The following is a 14,587-nucleotide window of genomic DNA, read 5'->3' as shown; positions in this document are numbered from 1 at the left end:
GCGCCCTCAGCTCAGCACGTCGGCGTAGACGCGCTCGGCGAACTTCGCCGTATCGGTGGTGCGCTTGAGAACGTTCACCTGCTTCAACTCGTCGCCGTAGAGGACGAGTTGCCGCTTGAGGTCGGCCCCGACCGGGCGGTCGCCGTGGTGCTGGCTGCGCAGCATCGCGGCGAGGTCCTCCACCGAGCCCTTGCCGCCGTAGCCGGAGAAGATCCGGGCGGCATCCTCCGGGTTCTCGTGGACGCGGTGGCCGGCCTCCAGCACCGCGCGGGTCAGGGCGGCCGCGGCGGCGCGGTCGTTGCGGATCAAGCTGCCGCGCAACGCTACGACACAGCAGGTGCGGTCGGCGTATTCGCCAGACAGATTCGTGGCGACCTCCGTGAAGCGCTGATCCTTCAGCCAGATCCAGGTGCGCGGATCGGCATCGGCGAGCGCCTGCGCCTCGCCCTTCTCGACCGCGAGGTTCAGGAGGTCGGCCGGGTATGGCCGCCACTCGACGCCGCTCTCGGGGTCGATCCCAGCCTTGGCCAGCAACAATCCGAAGAAGTTCTTGGCCGGGCTCGCATGGTCGCTGATCGCGATGGTCTTGCCCTTGAGGGCCGCGATCTCGGTGATGCCGGCGGATTTCGCCCCGAGCAGGCGCAGGCAGCCGCCATGGAGGCCTGCGGTGATCTTCACGTCGAAGCCTTGCTCCAGAGGCTTCAGCCAGCGCAGAGCCATGCCAATGCCGGCATCAGCCTTGCCGGTGGCGATTGCTTCGAGCAGCGCCTCGGTGGAGCCTCCGAAATTGACGAACTCCACGTCGAGCCCGTGCCTCGCGAAGATGCCCCGCTCCTTGGCGAGCGGCGCCGCGGCGGTGCAGATCGCTGTGGCGTTCCAGGCGAGCCTGATCGGCTTCAGCGGGCCCGCCGGCCCCTCCGCGGCGGCCGGCTGGCAGAGCGGACCGGGATCGAACGGGGCGGCCGGGCCGGGCCCCCAGGCGCGGCCGGCGCTCACGCCGAACAGGGGCAAAGCCGCCGCGGCCGCGCCTGCGCTCAGCAGGAACCGGCGCGACGGCGCGATGCCGGGGCGCTGAGGCTTGTCAGTCATCATGGTCTCCGGGTGCCGCGCGGCGGTGGGCACGGGCGGACGGCGCGCAGGCGACACCGTCCGGTCATTCGGGCAGCGTGCCGGCGCAGTTCTGAGAACGGCTCTCTGGGGGAACCGATGTATTTAATTTTCAATCACGAGACCACGATGTCAACGAAAGCGTATTCTCATTCTTGTCCATCCGCAGCATGTGTATATTCGCCCAGGATTGCTCCGCGAGAACGTTCTTGTGCGCTGGCATCGGTCCTGCCTTAGACCGGCACGCCTGCAGCTTGGGTCGGATCGGCGGCTCGCGAGCTAGCCGACCGATCGACGATCATGCCGCCGGCGGTTTCGAGCGGCATTCCTGGAAGATCGGAAGATGATATCTTGCGCACCATCGAACCGAGATCGCATTTTTATGCTCGCCCATCATCTAATCCGCGAAGAATATCCCCCCCTGTAGACTGATTTTTAGAAATCGACTGCGTTGACGACCTGACGATCCGGTCCGATCCTGAGGCCCTGGCTCCCGGGTTTCGCCGCGGCGGCCTCTGCCTTCGCGAATCCCCATGACCGTCGCCGTCCCGCCGCCCGATCCCGCCCGCACGCTCGCCGAGGGCTTCGCAGCCCACGCGGCCGAGCACGACCGCAGCGGCGCCTTCCCGCATGCCAGCCTCGCGGCCCTGCATGAGGCCGGTCTCCTCGCCCTCACGGTGCCACGCCGGCTCGGCGGTGGCGGCGCAGGGCTCGCGCGCGCCGCGGAGGTCGTCGGGACGATCGGCGCGGGTGATCCGGGCACCGCCCTCGTCCTGGCGATGACGCTGCTCAATCACGGGCTGATCCACCGCGAGGGCTCGCCCTGGCCGCGGGCCCTCTCGGACAGGGTCGGGCGGGAGGCGGTGTCCAGCGGCGCGCTCATCAACGCGCTCCGCGTCGAGCCCGAACTCGGCACCCCGGCCCGCGGCGGCCTGCCGGAGACGGTGGCGCGACGCACCGGCGACGGCTGGCGGGTCACAGGCCGCAAGATCTACTCCACGGGCGCGCCGGCGCTCGCCTACGGCGTCGTCTTTGTCCGCACCGACGAACCCAAACCCTGGATCGGCAACCTGCTCGTCCCGTTCGGCGCGCCGGGCATCCGGATCGAGGAGACCTGGGACCATCTGGGCCTGCGTGCCTCGGGCAGCCACGACGTGGTCTTCGAGAACGTCTTTGTGCCGGGCGCGAACGCTGTGGACCTGCGACCGCCCGCCGGCTGGCAGGCCCCGGACGCGCTGCAGCAGGCCTGGAGTTGCGCGCTCCTCGCCGCCCTCTACGACGGCGTCGCGCAGGCGGCGCAAGCTTGGTTCATTCGCTTCCTGCGCGAGCGCCGGCCCGGTAGCCTCGGTGCGCCGCTCGCGAGCCTGCCGCGCTTCCACGAGGCCGTCGGTGAGAACGAGCGGTTGCTCGCAGTGAATCTGCGCCTCGTCGCGAGCCTCGCCGGGGAGACCGATGCCGGACGCCCACCGGCCGCGCGGAGCCGGCTTCGTGAAGGTCACCGTCACGGAGAACGCGATCCAGGCGGTGCAGCGCGTCGCCGAACTCTGCGGGAACGCCGCGCTGTCGCGGAAGAACCCGCTGGAACGCCACCTGCGCGACGTGCTCTGCGCGCGCATCCACTGGCCGCAAGGCGATGCCGTGCGGTCCGCCGCCGGCCGCGCCGTCCTCGACCGCTGACCGAAGAGCGCACAGGAACCTTCCCCATGAGCCTGCTGAACCCCGAGCAGACCGAGTTCATCGGCTTCGTCGCCCCGCGCGAGGTGTCGGAGACCCACGCGCCGGAGGGCGGGGTCATCGACCGCGACTACCTGCGCCTCCTGGCCCAGGCGCACGAATGGGGCGGCTTCGACCGCGTGCTGGTCGCCTCCTACTCCACGGCGCCCGACCCGCTGCTGATCGCCGCCGAGATCGCGGCGGTGACGAAGCGGGTCGGCCTGATGATCGCGCACCGCCCCGGCTTCGTCGCGCCCACGGTCGCCGCGCGCCAGTTCGCGACGCTCGACCAGCTCACGGGCGGGCGCGTCGCGATCCATGCGATCAGCGGCGGTGACGACCGCGACCTCGCCCGGGACGGCGACCACCTGACGAAGGACGAGCGCTATGCCCGGACGCAGGAATTCCTCGACATCCTGCGCTTGTCCTGGAGGTCGGAGGCGCCCTTCGACTACGCGGGCGCGTATTACCGCGTTGCGGGCGGCTTCTCGGAGGTAAAGCCCATCACCGAGATCCCGGTCTATTTCGGCGGTGCCTCGCCGGCAGCGCTCGCGGTCGCCGGGCGACACGCCGACACCTACGCTCTCTGGGGCGAGACGCAGGATCAGGTCCGCGAGTTGATCGCCCGGGTGCGGGCGGCAGCGGCCCCGCACGGGCGCGCGCCCCGCTTCAGCCTGTCGCTGCGCCCGATCCTCGCCGAGACGGACGAGCAGGCCTGGGCGCGGGCCGAGGGCATCCTCGCCGAAACCCGAGCGCAGCGGGCGGCCAAGGGCCTCGGCCCGGCGACCGCGCCGCAGAACGAGGGCTCGCGCCGCCTCCTCGCGGCGGCAGCGGCTGGGCCGCGGCTCGATAAGCGCCTCTACACGGCGATCGCCGCCGAGACCGGCGCGGCCGGCAATTCCACCGCCCTCGTCGGCACGCCCGAACAGGTGGCGGACGCGCTCCTCGACTACCACGATCTCGGCGTGCGCACCTTCCTGATCCGCGGCTTCGACCCCCTGGAGGACGCACTCCAATTCGGTCGGGCGCTGCTGCCGGCCTTCAAGGATCTGCTCGCGCGCCGCGGCGGCACGGCGGAGGCCGCCTGATGCGGGCCCTCATCCTCGCGTTCCTGGCACTTCTCGCCCTTGCGCCCGCCTGGGCCGGGGAGGTGCTGCGGGTCGGCGATCAGCGCGGGAACGCCCGGGCGCTCATGGAGGCCGCGGGCGTCCTCGACGGGCTGCCCTACAGGCTCGAATGGAGCGAGTTCCCGGCGGCGGCGCCGCTGCTGGAAGCGCTCAATGCCGGCGCGATCGACGCTGGCGGAGTGGGCGACGCGCCCTTCACCTTCGCGGCGGCCGCCGGTGTGCCGGTGAAGGCTTTCCTGGCCTTCCGCAACCGGCAGGACGGGCTCGCGATCCTGGTCCGACCCGATTCGCCGATCCGCAGCGTGCAGGACCTGAAGGACAAGCGCATCGCCACCAATCGCGGCTCGATCGGCCATCAGGTCGTGCTGGCGGCCCTCGAAGAGGCAGGCCTGCCGGCCGGCGGCGCGCGCCTGCATTTCCTGCCCCCGGCCGACGCCAAGCTCGCGCTGGCCTCGGGCGCCGTCGACGCGTGGTCAACCTGGGAGCCCTACACCTCGGCGGCCGAGCTCGCCGGCCTCGTGCGCGTAGTACGCGACGGCAACGGCATCACGCCGGGCCTGAGCTTTGCGGTGGCGAGCGACACGGCGCTGAAGGCGAAGCGCGCTTTGCTCGCCGACTATGCGAGCCGCCTCGCTCAGGCCCGGGCCTGGGCGCTCAAGGATCCCGCGCCCTATGCCGCTCTCTGGTCGAAGCTGATCGGCATGCCCGAGGCAGTGCCGCTGCGCTGGTTTGGGCGGGCGCAGTATCGCGCCGTGCCGATCGACGCGGCGGTGATCGCCGACGAGCAGCGCATCATCGATCTCTACGTCCGCGCCGGGCTGATCCCGCAGGCCAGGTCACCCCGCGCCGAGGCAATCCTCGATGCCTCGTTCTCCGAAGCGCTCGCAGCCGTGCGATGATGCGGCCAGAGGAAGCGACATGCACGATAGCGGCGACGGCCACACGCACCACCACGAAGCCGACGACCCTGACCACGCGCATGGGGAGGCTGCCCCCGAGGCCGGAGAGGCCCGCGCCGGCCCGGCCGGGGAAGCGCGCTGGAAGCATGACGGGGTTCGGGTGATCCCGGGCGGCCAGCTCGATCCGAACACCGCCCAGACGCCCGGCATGTTCCGCCAGGCGGCGATCAACCACGCGCGCGTGGGTACGCAGAAGATCTGGGCCGGCACCGTGGCGATCGAGCCCGACGCCAAGACCGGCGTGCACCACCACGGGGCGCTCGAGAGCGTGATCTACATCGTCTCGGGCCGTGCCCGGATGCGCTGGGGCGAGCGGCTCGAATACGTCGCCGAGGCGGGGCCCGGCGACTTCATCTTCGTGCCCCCCTTCGTGCCGCATCAGGAGATCAATGCCTCGACGGACGAGCCCCTGCATTGCGTGCTGGTGCGCTCGGACAACGAGGCGGTCGTCGTCAACCTGCCCGATGTCGAGCCGGTGGAGCGGCCCGAGGCCGTCCACTGGATCGATCCCATCCACAAGCATCCTTGATCCGCCGGAGCGCGCACGCATGAGCCAGGACCGCCAGTTGCATCTCGGCGCCTTCATGCGCCCGATCGGGATCCACACCGCCTGGTGGCGCTATCCGGGCGGCTATCCGGATGCGAACTTCAACTTCGAGCACCTGGCGCATTTCGCGCGGCGTCTGGAGGCCGCGAAGTTCGACGCATTCTTCATGGCCGACCACCTCGCCGTGATGAACATGCCGATGGCCGCACTCCGGCGCTCGGCCACCGTGACCTCGTTCGATCCGCTGACGCTGCTGCCGGCGCTCGCCGTGCTGACCGAGCGCATCGGACTAATCGCGACCGCTTCGACCACCTACAACGAGCCCTATCATGTGGCTCGGAAGTTCGCCTCGCTCGACCACATCTCGAAGGGGCGCGCCGGCTGGAACCTCGTCACCTCGGGCAATCCGGACGAGGCGCTGAACTTCGGGCGCGATGCGCATCTCGACCACGCCACCCGCTACGCCCGCGCGCGCGAGTTCTTCGACGTGGTGACGGGCCTATGGGATTCGTTTGCCGACGACGCCTTCCGGATGGACGCGGAGAGCGGCCTGTTCTTCGAGACCGAGAAGATGCACGTCCTCGATCATCGGGGCGACTTCCTCAAGGTGAAGGGGCCGCTCAACATCGCGCGCCCGGTCCAGGGTTGGCCGGTGATCGTGCAGGCCGGCGCCTCCGAGGCCGGCCGCCAGATCGCGGCCGAGACCGCCGAGATGGTGTTCGGATCGGGCTCCACGCTGGAGGCCGCGCAGGCCTTCTATGCCGACGTGAAGAGCCGGATGCCGGCCGCGGGCCGCGACCCGGAGCACCTGAAGATCCTGCCCGGCTGCTTCGTGGTGCTGGGAGAGACGGAGGCGGAGGCCAGGGCCAAGAAGGCGCGCCTCGACGACCTTGTCCACCCCGACAGCGGGCTCGCCAACCTCTCGGTTCGGCTCGGCGTCGATGCCTCGGGCTTCGACCTCGACGCACCGCTCCCCGGGATCCCCGAGACGAATGCCAGCAAGAGCGGGCAGGCGCAGATCGTTGACTACGCGCACCGGACCGGCGCCACCGTGCGCGAACTCGCCCGCAAGGTTGGCGGCTATGGCGGGCTGCAGATGGTTGGCACGGCGTCGCAAGTCGCCGACCGGATGGAGGAGTGGCTCGAGGGCCGTGCCTGCGACGGCTTCAACGTGATGTTTCCGTTCGTACCGGAAGGGCTCGACGACGTGGTCGACAGATTGGTGCCGGAGTTGCAGCGCCGCGGCCTGTTCCGCCGCGATTACGCGGGCACGACCCTGCGCGACCATCTCGGTCTGCCGCGCCCCGGCAATCGCTTCTTCGCCTGACGCCGCGCTACGCAAGGAGGCCCGCACGCCGGCCGAGCCAGAGCGTCGCGGCCGCGCCCGCGAACATGGCAAAGCCGAAAACCCAGCCCGAGAGGGCTCCGGCCATGATGCCGGACAGGAGAGTGCCGACGCTGCAGCCCAGGCCCGTCATCGCGCCCCATCCAAGAAGCAGGCCGCCGAGCAGGCCGCGAACTGCGTGGCCGAGGCGCGGCCGTTCGGGGCGGAATTGCCCGGCCGCGAGCGCGGCCGCGAAAGCGGCGAACACCAGCCCAGCCACGAACAGCCCGTTCGGCGTGAGAACCGCATCGCGGACCGCCGTCGCGCAGCCGCGGAACGTGTCGAGACCCTCGAGGCGCGCGGGCAGGAGACCTGAGGCGGCAGCCGCCTGCCGCGCCCGTCCACCGATCTCCGCCGTAACACCGAGGGGGCCGGTTCGCAGATAGGCCATCGTGCCGATCGCCCCGACGGCGAGGCCGCCGAGCCAGACGGGCCAGCGTCCGGAGAATATTGCGCGAAGAGGATCGCCCCCCGGGCCGGGCTCACCCGTCCGGGTCTCCGGCAACCGCCTCAGCAGCGGCCAAGCGAGCCCGGCCAGCAGCGCGAGGCCAAGAGTGAGGCTGCCTGCGTAGCCGAGATGCCGTGGCAGCCAGACCACCGGCGCGTCGGACACGCCCCCGAAATACAGCGTGTTCCAGTTCGCGAAGCCGAGCACGAAGCCGAGCGCAGTCCCGAGAAGCGCGAAGGGTGCGGTCGACGAGCCCTCGCCGAGCCGGTAGAGATGCGCGCTGATGCAGGAGCCGGACACCGCCATCCCGGCGCCGAACGCCACGCCTGCCAGGACGAGGACCGGGCCGACCGGACCGATGTGGGCGTCCGGCGGCAGACGCGCGCCGGACGGGTCCGGCATCCAGGCGCCGAGGACCACTGCATAGCCCGCGAGCCCCGCGGCGAGCGCCGCTAAGATGCCGAGCATCCCGCGCGGATCGCCATGGATGAGCAGATCCCGCCACTGGCAGTAGAAGCAGAATCGGCTGCGCTGCAGCACGAAGCCGAACAGCGCGCCGAAGGTCAGCGACAAAGCGAGCCGGGATCCCCCGGGCTCGCTCGACAGCCGCCAGGCTGCGCCCGCGAGCCCGAGGACGACGGCGAGCGACAATCCCCAGCGCAGGCACGCTGCCCGCCAAGTCCAGGCAACGAGATGCCGCTCCCACCGGAGCGGCATGGTCCCTTCGGTAACGCGGTCCGTCACCGGCCCCTCCGGGCTGTCACTTGCCGCCCCAGATCGTTCCGGCGAGGTTGACGACCGGTACGCCGACGGCATTGCCGTACTCGGTCCAGGACCCGTCGTAATTGCGCACGCTGTAGCCCAGGACCCGGCTCAGCACGAACCAGGAATGGCTGGAGCGTTCGCCGATGCGGCAGGAGGTGATGATCGGCTTGGTGCCGTCGATCCCAGCCGCCGCGTAGAGTGCCTTCAGCTCCGCGGGCGACTTGAGCGTCCCGTCCGGGTTGACGGCCTTGGCCCAGGGCACGTTGACGGAGCCGGGGATGTGGCCGGCCCGGATGGCAAGCTCCTGCACGCCGGCGGGCGCGATGATCTTGCCGCTGAACTCGTCCGGCGAGCGGATGTCGAGGATCTGCTCATCACGCTCCCTCTTCGCCACTGCCAGAACGTCGCCGAAGCGTGCGCGCAAGGCCGGGGAAGGCGCTGACGCCGTGAAGCCGGAGGCCGCGACCTCGGGCGTACGCGTGTCCAGGGGACGCTTCTCGGCCTCCCACTTCCTGCGTCCGCCGTCGAGCAGCTTGACGTTGTCCACGAGGCCATACTGGGCCAGAACCCACGCGCCCCAAGCGGCGAACCAGTTGTTGTTGTCGCCGTAGAGGACCACCGTGCTGTCCTTGTCGATCCCGAGGCGGCGCGCGAGGGCCGTGAACTTCTCCGGGCCGGCAATGTCACGGCTCACCGTCTCGACGAGATCGGTGTGCCAGACGACATTCTGGGCGCCCGGGATGTGTCCGCGCTCGAAGACGCCGGGCTCGACACTGACTTCCACGATGCGCAGGTTCTTCGCGTCGAGGTTGTTCTCCAGCCATACGGTGGAGACGAGGGGGCTCGCCTTCGGGTCGTTCACGACGGCCTCTGGGCGCGCGGACGGCTCCTGCGCAGCGACCCCGGTGACGGGCAAGAGGGTAGCTGCGAGGATCGCGAGCAGGCGGACGGGAAAGCGCGACACAGGACAGACTCCGGGTGAGTTCGACACGATCCTGCGAGCCGGTACGGGCATCGTGCCGCGCGCCATGCAGGATTCATCACGATATGGTTGAGCTTGTCGCCAAGCGCCCGCCTGAATACGGGCGCAAGACAGTTCTCATATCGCTCTATTCTCAGGTAAGGACCAACCTGAGAGGAATACTATTGATTTCTTCCGGCTCCAGTCAAGAAAATTAACTTTCTTTTTGGGGCAATTCAGGCTTGGACTTCATCTTCTGCTGGCCGCAATACACGAAGGACTATCTTGGCCTTTGGGACGTACGCCGCACAGCGCAAGATTGCGGCTCGGTTCAGGCATCCGGTCGACTGCGCCGCGAGAGATCCGGCAGCTGCGCGGGCGTGGCGGTCTCGGAGACGGCCTCGTCGCCGAGCGACATCGGGGCAACGCCGGTGTCAGCCATGCAGTGACGTGGCGCTCGTCGAGCAACTCGGCGCCTCGGCTCTCATCGATTTCGAACGCGAGGACTATGTGGACTCCGTCATGCGCCTGACCGAAGGCAGAGGCGTGGACGTCGTCTTGGATACCATCGGGCGCGACACGCTTTCGCGCTCTCCCCGCATCCTGCGTGTCGATGGCCGGGTGGTCTCGGTGGTCGATACCGCAGCGCCTCAAAACCTCATCGAAGCTTGGGGCCGGAATGCGACCGACCACTTCGTGTTCTCTCGCCAGAACAGGAGCAAGTTCGATGCGCTCACGCCACTCCTTGAGCGGGGCCTGGTTGTGCCGCAAGTCGGTATGAAATGTCCTCTCCACGAAGTTGCGCGGGCGCATGTGCGCTCGGAACAGGGCCGGCTCAAAGGCAAAAGCGTGCTTTGGGTAAGAACGTGATGCCGTTCGAACGCAGCCCGAACGAACGGCTCGAGTTTGTTGCGTCATGCGGCTGGACCCACAAGGTGACGGGCTCCACCGTCATGGCGCGCTGGTCGCCCCCGGCATGCGCGCGAACGGGATCGACCCCGACACCGTCGAGTGTGCGGAGGAGACGCCCTATGACCTCCCGGCCCACCACGTGTCCTGGGTCCGCCATGAGCCGCCGGGCGTCGTCACAGCGTGGTGGCGGCCAGCGTGCGTCGCGCGGACAGGTGTTGGGCAGGCAGGTCGAACAGGCTGAAGCGGGCGAGCAGCAGCGAGAGGACCGCCTGGCTGCACACGACCGCCGCGATCATGGTGGCGACGCCCAGGCGCGGCGGCGCCGTCATGCCGAAGAGCGCGAGCACGCCGCGGAAGCCTCCGGCCCACGCACGCCAGGGCGGGTGGCTGGCTGCCGCGGTCCGAGGCGGAGCTCGGCGCAATGCGGCAGCCGGTCACGACAAGCGCCAGCGTGATCACGACGCCGGACCCCGACGCCGCCCGGACCGGCGAACCGAGCGCACCCGATCCGCGCGTTGGACGCGGCCTGCAGAGGCAGCATCGTCCCTGCAAGGAGCGCGAGGAGCGACATCGTCAGTCCAGGACCCGGAGGGCGCGTGCGACGAACGCGTTCCGGTCCACCGCCAGGCCGCCGGCCTTACCGACGACGCGTATGCCGTGAAGAAGGGCGAGCAGGACGGCAGCAATTGTATGAGGCTCGTCATGCGCCGAGACCGAGCCGTCGCGCTGGCCCTCCTCGACCAGCCGGGCGAGCATGTCCCGCCGGCCCGATATCTGGGCTCGCAAGACGTCGGCACCGCGCCCGACCTGATCGAGGGCGGTGATCCCGGATACGACCATGCCGCCGAGCTCACCATCCTTGCCCTGGCTGAGGTCGACGTAGAGCCTGAAGAGGCCTTCGATCTTGGCGCGGGCCATCTCCGCCTCCGCGAAGATCGTGGCGATCTGGGCCTCGCGCAGGGACGCTGGCTGGGCCAGGCCCGCGCGACCTGTCGAGCCTAGCCGAGCGCGCGCTCCGGCATCCGGCCCCCTGGTTCTCGAACGCGCTGGCGGTCCGCGATCTCGGGGTTCGCCCGTTCGGCGTGCTGACGTCGGGCGAGATGCGAAACCAACTTGAGCGCGACGGTCGGGACCGGTTCGGCTTCCTTCCCGTCCTCTCCCGGTCGGCACGGGAGATCGTGTTCGGCGAGGACGACCGCCACCTTGACTTCCGCCTGCCGCTCTTCCTGCACACGCGCGACGATGGTCAGGAAGTCCTCACCGTCACCAGCGTGGTCCGCTGCCATAACCTGTGGGGACGCGCCTACCTCGCCGCCATCCACCCTGGACACGTGCTCGTCGTCTGGTCCGCCCTAGCAAGGGCCGGGAGGCGTTGAGCGGCATGCTTGGCTGTTGCCGTTGACCGCGGGCCCGGCTTCAGCCGTATCATCCGGTCGTCCCAAGCCCACCCTCAGAGGGATGGCATGACCGATCTCGCGCAGAACAAGGCGAACGTGATCGCCTTCTACGAGCTGATGTTCAACGACTGCCGGCCGCGCGAGGCCATTGAGCGCTACGTCGGCGCCGACTACATCCAGCACAACCCGCACGTGGCGACCGGCAAGGACGGCTTCGTCGCCTACTTCGAACGCATGGCCCGTGAGTGGCCGGGCAAGCGGGTCGAGGTGAAGCGGGCCATGGCCGAGGGCGACCTGGTCGTGCTGCACTGCCTCCAGCATTGGCCGGGCGACCACGACTATGCGGCCATCGACATCTTCCGGCTCGACAGCGACGGCAGGATCGTCGAGCACTGGGATGTGCTTCAGGTCCTGCCCGAAACGTCCGCCAACTCAAACGGGATGTTCTGAGCGACGAAGCGCATCCGAATGCCCCAGTCCCCTCAATCGGGAAGGGGGATGTGCTCCTCCCGATCGTCGGCCGGTAGATCGAAGCAACCCTCGCCCCACTTCTGCGCGCGCCATTCGGCCTTCGCCGCCTCAATGCGCTCCTTGGAGGTGGCGACGAAGTTCCACCAGATGTAGCGCGGCCCCGTGAGCGTCGCGCCGCCCAGGATCATCAGCCGCGCGCCACGGTCGCCGGCGGCGACGGTGATCCTGTCGCCGGGGCGGAAGACCATCATCCGGGACGCCCCGTACTCCCGGCCAGCGACCGAGATCGAGCCCTCGACGACGTAGATGCCCCGGTCCTCGTGATCGTCCGGCAGCGGCAGCAGGCTTCCCGCCTCCAGCCTCACGTCGGCATAGAAGGTCTCGGAGAACATCGTCGCGGGGGCGGCCTTGCCATAGGCGGTCCCGAGGATCAGGCGCAGGGAGACACCGCCGTCCTCGATTACCGGCAGCGCCTCCTTGCCGTGGTGCTCGAAGGTCGGCGCCACGTCCTCGTGGCTTTCCGGCAGGGCGAGCCAGGTCTGGATCCCGAACAGGCCGTTGGGCCCGCCGCGCGCCGTCGCCGTGGTGCGTTCCGAATGGGTGACGCCGCGCCCCGCCACCATCCAGTTCAGCGCGCCGGGACGGATGACCTGGTCGGCCCCGGTGCTGTCGCGATGATGGAAGTCGCCGCGATAGAGATAGGTGACGGTGCCCAGACCGATATGCGGATGCGGCCGGACGTCGATGCCCTGGCCCGTCAGGAATTCGGCGGGGCCGGCTTGGTCGAAGAAGATGAACGGCCCGACCATCTGCCGGTTCGGCGCCGGCAAGGCGCGCCGGACCTCGAAGCCACCAAGGTCCCGCGCGCGGGGAACGATGAGCGTCTCGACCGCGTCGATGCCGATCTCGTCGGGACAGCCCGGTTCCAGGGCCGGGTTCCAGCTCATGACGTCATCCTCTCGGCCCGGAGCGGCGTGGACGGGTCGTCCCGTCGAGAAGCCGGACCTCCTGTCTAGCCGGCGGTCACGTCGTGCGGGTAGTCGCGCGGAATGCAGAACCATGTCGCGGGATGCGGAACGCCTTCCTTCAGGTGCCCGGCCCGCGCGCCGCAGCGTCCAGGCCCCAAAGCTCCGGTGCCCCCTGGAAATACTCCATCAGCAACTCGGTTAGGACCCGCACCTTGCGGGAGGCATGGGGGCCGGGTGGCCGAACCACGTAGGCGGCCGCCGGCGGCGGCGGATGACGCGTCAGAACGCGTACGAGCCTGCCCGAGGCGACGTACTCGTAGGTGATGCAGTCCGGCAGCCAGGCGATGCCGAGGCCGGCCGCAGCCGCAGCCGCGAGGGCGACCCCATTGTCCGCCTTGAACCGGCCCTGCGGACGGACCGTCCTGACCCCGTCGCCGTCCGTGTACTGCCAGGTCTCGGTTCCCTGCATGAGCGCCTGGTGGCCGGCGAGCTCCTCGGGCGTCTCCGGCGAGCCGTGCGCCCTGACGTAGTCCGGGCTCGCGACGAAGCTCCCGTGGATCGGTCCCACACGCCGCGCGATTAGGTTGGAATCGGCGAGGTACCCGACGCGGATCGCGCAATCGAAACCCTCCGCGACGAGGTCGACGAAGCGGTCGCCGTAGCTCGCATGGACGTGGAGCAGCGGATGGCGCTGGGCCATCGCCGCGACCACGGGCGCGAAATGGGTCGGGCCGAACGTCAGCGGCACGGCCACGCGCAGGCGGCCTCGAAGATCGCCGCCGGGTGACACCGTCTCCCTGGCGACGTCGATCTCGGCGCAGACCCGCGCCGCGTGATCCCGGAACGTGGTCCCGGCCTCCGTTAGCGAGGCGCCGTGCGTGGTGCGGGCGAGGAGCAGGACACCGAGATCGGCCTCCAGCCGCATGAGCCTGCGGCTGACGATGGACTTCGACACGCCGAGCCGGCGCGCGGCGGACGAGACGCCTCCGGTGTCGGCGACCTCGACGAAGGTGCGCAGGTCCTCGATCTCCAAGATGCCGTTCCCCGTTCGGCGACACGGTGTAGCCGAACGCCAGCCTACCGCGCGAATATCGGAACCGCCACTGTTTGCGCGTCGATGCGGCGGCCGAAGCGCGGCGCGCGCAGGCCGACGCCAACGGAGGTTGAACTCGCACATGGCTTTTCGGAACGGACTCGACTCACTCCTTCGCCCCGAGGATTCGGTCCTCGTCCTGATCGACCACCAGCCCTACCAGCTCACGAACCTGAACAGCCACGACCCGCACATGGTCGTGAACAACACGGCCGCCCTGGCGAAATCGGCGAAGGTGTTCGGCGTGCCCACCATCCTGACCAGCGTCATCGCAGAGCGCGGCGGTGTCATCTTCCCGCAGGTCACCGACGTGTTCCCGGGCCAGGAGGTGATCGACCGGACCTTCATCAACACCTGGGAGGACCCGAAGGCCGTGGACGCCGTCAAGGCCACGGGCCGCAAGCAGTTGATCATCGCCGGGCTGTGGACCGAGATCTGCGTCGCGATGCCGGCGATCCAGGCCGCGGGCGAGGGCTGGGACGTAACGGTCGTCACCGACGCTTCCGGCGGCACCTCGGTGGAGGCTCACGAGATCGCCATCCAGCGCATGGCCCGGGCCGGCGTGAACATGATGACCTGGCTGGCGCTGGCGGCCGAATGGCAGCGCGACTGGGCCCGGCTGGATACCGCCATCGGCCTCACCGAGGTGCTCAAGCAGCACGCCGCGGGCAGCGGCATCGCCTACCTCTGGGAGCAGCAGCTCCTCAACACGCCGGTGCCAGCCGCCGGGTGATT

General features: G+C 69.6%; 15 protein-coding genes and 1 pseudogene. 9 read left to right on the top strand and 7 right to left on the bottom strand.

The annotated features are described in order from the left end of the window. Positions 1-6: 6 nt before the first annotated feature. Complete coding sequence (locus F6X53_RS10845; protein WP_151000037.1) at positions 7-1,089, bottom strand: ABC transporter substrate-binding protein; 1,083 nt, start codon at positions 1,087-1,089, stop codon at positions 7-9. Positions 1,090-1,640: 551 nt separating this feature from the next. On the opposite strand from F6X53_RS10845, the pseudogene F6X53_RS10840 reads away from it, so the two are divergent. The 5 genes and pseudogenes from F6X53_RS10840 (at position 1,641) to F6X53_RS10820 (ending at position 6,780) form a co-directional block, all read left to right on the top strand. After that, positions 1,641-2,784, top strand: a pseudogene (locus tag F6X53_RS10840) (acyl-CoA dehydrogenase family protein). 26 nt (positions 2,785-2,810) lie between these two features. Next, a complete protein-coding gene (locus F6X53_RS10835; protein ID WP_151000036.1) occupies positions 2,811-3,908 on the top strand; it encodes an LLM class flavin-dependent oxidoreductase in 1,098 nt (365 codons plus the stop codon). Then, the gene (locus F6X53_RS10830; RefSeq protein WP_191970792.1) at positions 3,908-4,846 is read left to right on the top strand and encodes an ABC transporter substrate-binding protein; all 939 of its coding nucleotides are present in this window, start codon (positions 3,908-3,910) and stop codon (positions 4,844-4,846) included. Before F6X53_RS10835 ends, F6X53_RS10830 begins: the two co-directional genes overlap by 1 nt. Before the next feature lie 19 nt (positions 4,847-4,865). Continuing rightward, complete coding sequence (locus F6X53_RS10825; protein ID WP_151000034.1) at positions 4,866-5,435, top strand: cupin domain-containing protein; 570 nt, start codon at positions 4,866-4,868, stop codon at positions 5,433-5,435. Positions 5,436-5,454: 19 nt separating this feature from the next. Continuing rightward, on the top strand, positions 5,455-6,780 hold the full coding sequence (locus F6X53_RS10820; protein WP_151000033.1) for an LLM class flavin-dependent oxidoreductase: 1,326 nt from the start codon (positions 5,455-5,457) through the stop codon (positions 6,778-6,780). 7 nt (positions 6,781-6,787) lie between these two features. Here F6X53_RS10820 and F6X53_RS10815 read toward each other — a convergent pair whose 3' ends face one another. Together F6X53_RS10815 and F6X53_RS10810 are read right to left on the bottom strand one after the other, a co-directional pair. Then, positions 6,788-8,029 (bottom strand): YeeE/YedE thiosulfate transporter family protein, encoded by a 1,242-nt coding sequence (locus F6X53_RS10815; RefSeq protein ID WP_238298779.1) that lies wholly within the window; start codon positions 8,027-8,029, stop codon positions 6,788-6,790. A 16-nt stretch (positions 8,030-8,045) separates the two neighbouring features. Then, entirely contained in the window at positions 8,046-9,014 is a 969-nt protein-coding gene (locus F6X53_RS10810; RefSeq protein WP_373876023.1) for a sulfurtransferase, read from the bottom strand. A 447-nt stretch (positions 9,015-9,461) separates the two neighbouring features. On the opposite strand from F6X53_RS10810, the gene F6X53_RS10805 reads away from it, so the two are divergent. Next, a complete protein-coding gene (locus tag F6X53_RS10805; RefSeq protein WP_238298781.1) occupies positions 9,462-9,881 on the top strand; it encodes a zinc-binding dehydrogenase in 420 nt (139 codons plus the stop codon). A gap of 215 nt (positions 9,882-10,096) precedes the next feature. Here F6X53_RS10805 and F6X53_RS10800 read toward each other — a convergent pair whose 3' ends face one another. Both F6X53_RS10800 and F6X53_RS10795 read right to left on the bottom strand, forming a co-directional pair. After that, entirely contained in the window at positions 10,097-10,345 is a 249-nt protein-coding gene (locus F6X53_RS10800; RefSeq protein ID WP_151000032.1) for a DMT family transporter, read from the bottom strand. A gap of 151 nt (positions 10,346-10,496) precedes the next feature. Next, the gene (locus F6X53_RS10795; protein ID WP_151000031.1) at positions 10,497-10,841 is read right to left on the bottom strand and encodes a hypothetical protein; all 345 of its coding nucleotides are present in this window, start codon (positions 10,839-10,841) and stop codon (positions 10,497-10,499) included. A gap of 47 nt (positions 10,842-10,888) precedes the next feature. On the opposite strand from F6X53_RS10795, the gene F6X53_RS10790 reads away from it, so the two are divergent. Next, on the top strand, positions 10,889-11,299 hold the full coding sequence (locus F6X53_RS10790; protein ID WP_151000030.1) for a DUF2867 domain-containing protein: 411 nt from the start codon (positions 10,889-10,891) through the stop codon (positions 11,297-11,299). An 87-nt stretch (positions 11,300-11,386) separates the two neighbouring features. After that, a complete protein-coding gene (locus tag F6X53_RS10785; RefSeq protein WP_151000029.1) occupies positions 11,387-11,770 on the top strand; it encodes a nuclear transport factor 2 family protein in 384 nt (127 codons plus the stop codon). A 32-nt stretch (positions 11,771-11,802) separates the two neighbouring features. On the opposite strand, the gene F6X53_RS10780 is transcribed toward F6X53_RS10785, so the two are convergent. Continuing rightward, the gene (locus F6X53_RS10780) at positions 11,803-12,738 is read right to left on the bottom strand and encodes a pirin family protein (protein ID WP_151000028.1); all 936 of its coding nucleotides are present in this window, start codon (positions 12,736-12,738) and stop codon (positions 11,803-11,805) included. Between the two features lie 139 nt (positions 12,739-12,877). Then, positions 12,878-13,792, bottom strand: coding sequence for a LysR family transcriptional regulator (locus tag F6X53_RS10775; RefSeq protein WP_151000027.1), 915 nt, complete (start codon positions 13,790-13,792; stop codon positions 12,878-12,880). A gap of 142 nt (positions 13,793-13,934) precedes the next feature. Between F6X53_RS10775 and F6X53_RS10770 the strand changes: the two genes are divergently transcribed. Further along, on the top strand, positions 13,935-14,585 hold the full coding sequence (locus F6X53_RS10770; RefSeq protein WP_151000026.1) for a hydrolase: 651 nt from the start codon (positions 13,935-13,937) through the stop codon (positions 14,583-14,585). Positions 14,586-14,587 lie beyond the last annotated feature (2 nt).

The sequence above is a fragment of the Methylobacterium soli genome (assembly GCF_008806385.1).
Classification (GTDB): Bacteria; Pseudomonadota; Alphaproteobacteria; order Rhizobiales; family Beijerinckiaceae; genus Methylobacterium; species Methylobacterium soli.
This window is presented reverse-complemented; position numbering and strand designations above follow the sequence as displayed.

Bases quoted from the DNA above. Each gene is read 5' to 3' on its own strand.
- F6X53_RS10845 (WP_151000037.1), bottom strand. From the start codon at position 1,089: ATGACTGACAAGCCTCAGCGCCCCGGCATCGCGCCGTCGCGCCGGTTC.
- F6X53_RS10835 (WP_151000036.1), top strand. From the start codon at position 2,811: ATGAGCCTGCTGAACCCCGAGCAGACCGAGTTCATCGGCTTCGTCGCC.
- F6X53_RS10830 (WP_191970792.1), top strand. From the start codon at position 3,908: ATGCGGGCCCTCATCCTCGCGTTCCTGGCACTTCTCGCCCTTGCGCCC.
- F6X53_RS10825 (WP_151000034.1), top strand. From the start codon at position 4,866: ATGCACGATAGCGGCGACGGCCACACGCACCACCACGAAGCCGACGAC.
- F6X53_RS10820 (WP_151000033.1), top strand. From the start codon at position 5,455: ATGAGCCAGGACCGCCAGTTGCATCTCGGCGCCTTCATGCGCCCGATC.
- F6X53_RS10795 (WP_151000031.1), bottom strand. From the start codon at position 10,841: ATGGCCCGCGCCAAGATCGAAGGCCTCTTCAGGCTCTACGTCGACCTC.
- F6X53_RS10785 (WP_151000029.1), top strand. From the start codon at position 11,387: ATGACCGATCTCGCGCAGAACAAGGCGAACGTGATCGCCTTCTACGAG.
- F6X53_RS10780 (WP_151000028.1), bottom strand. From the start codon at position 12,738: ATGAGCTGGAACCCGGCCCTGGAACCGGGCTGTCCCGACGAGATCGGC.
- F6X53_RS10770 (WP_151000026.1), top strand. From the start codon at position 13,935: ATGGCTTTTCGGAACGGACTCGACTCACTCCTTCGCCCCGAGGATTCG.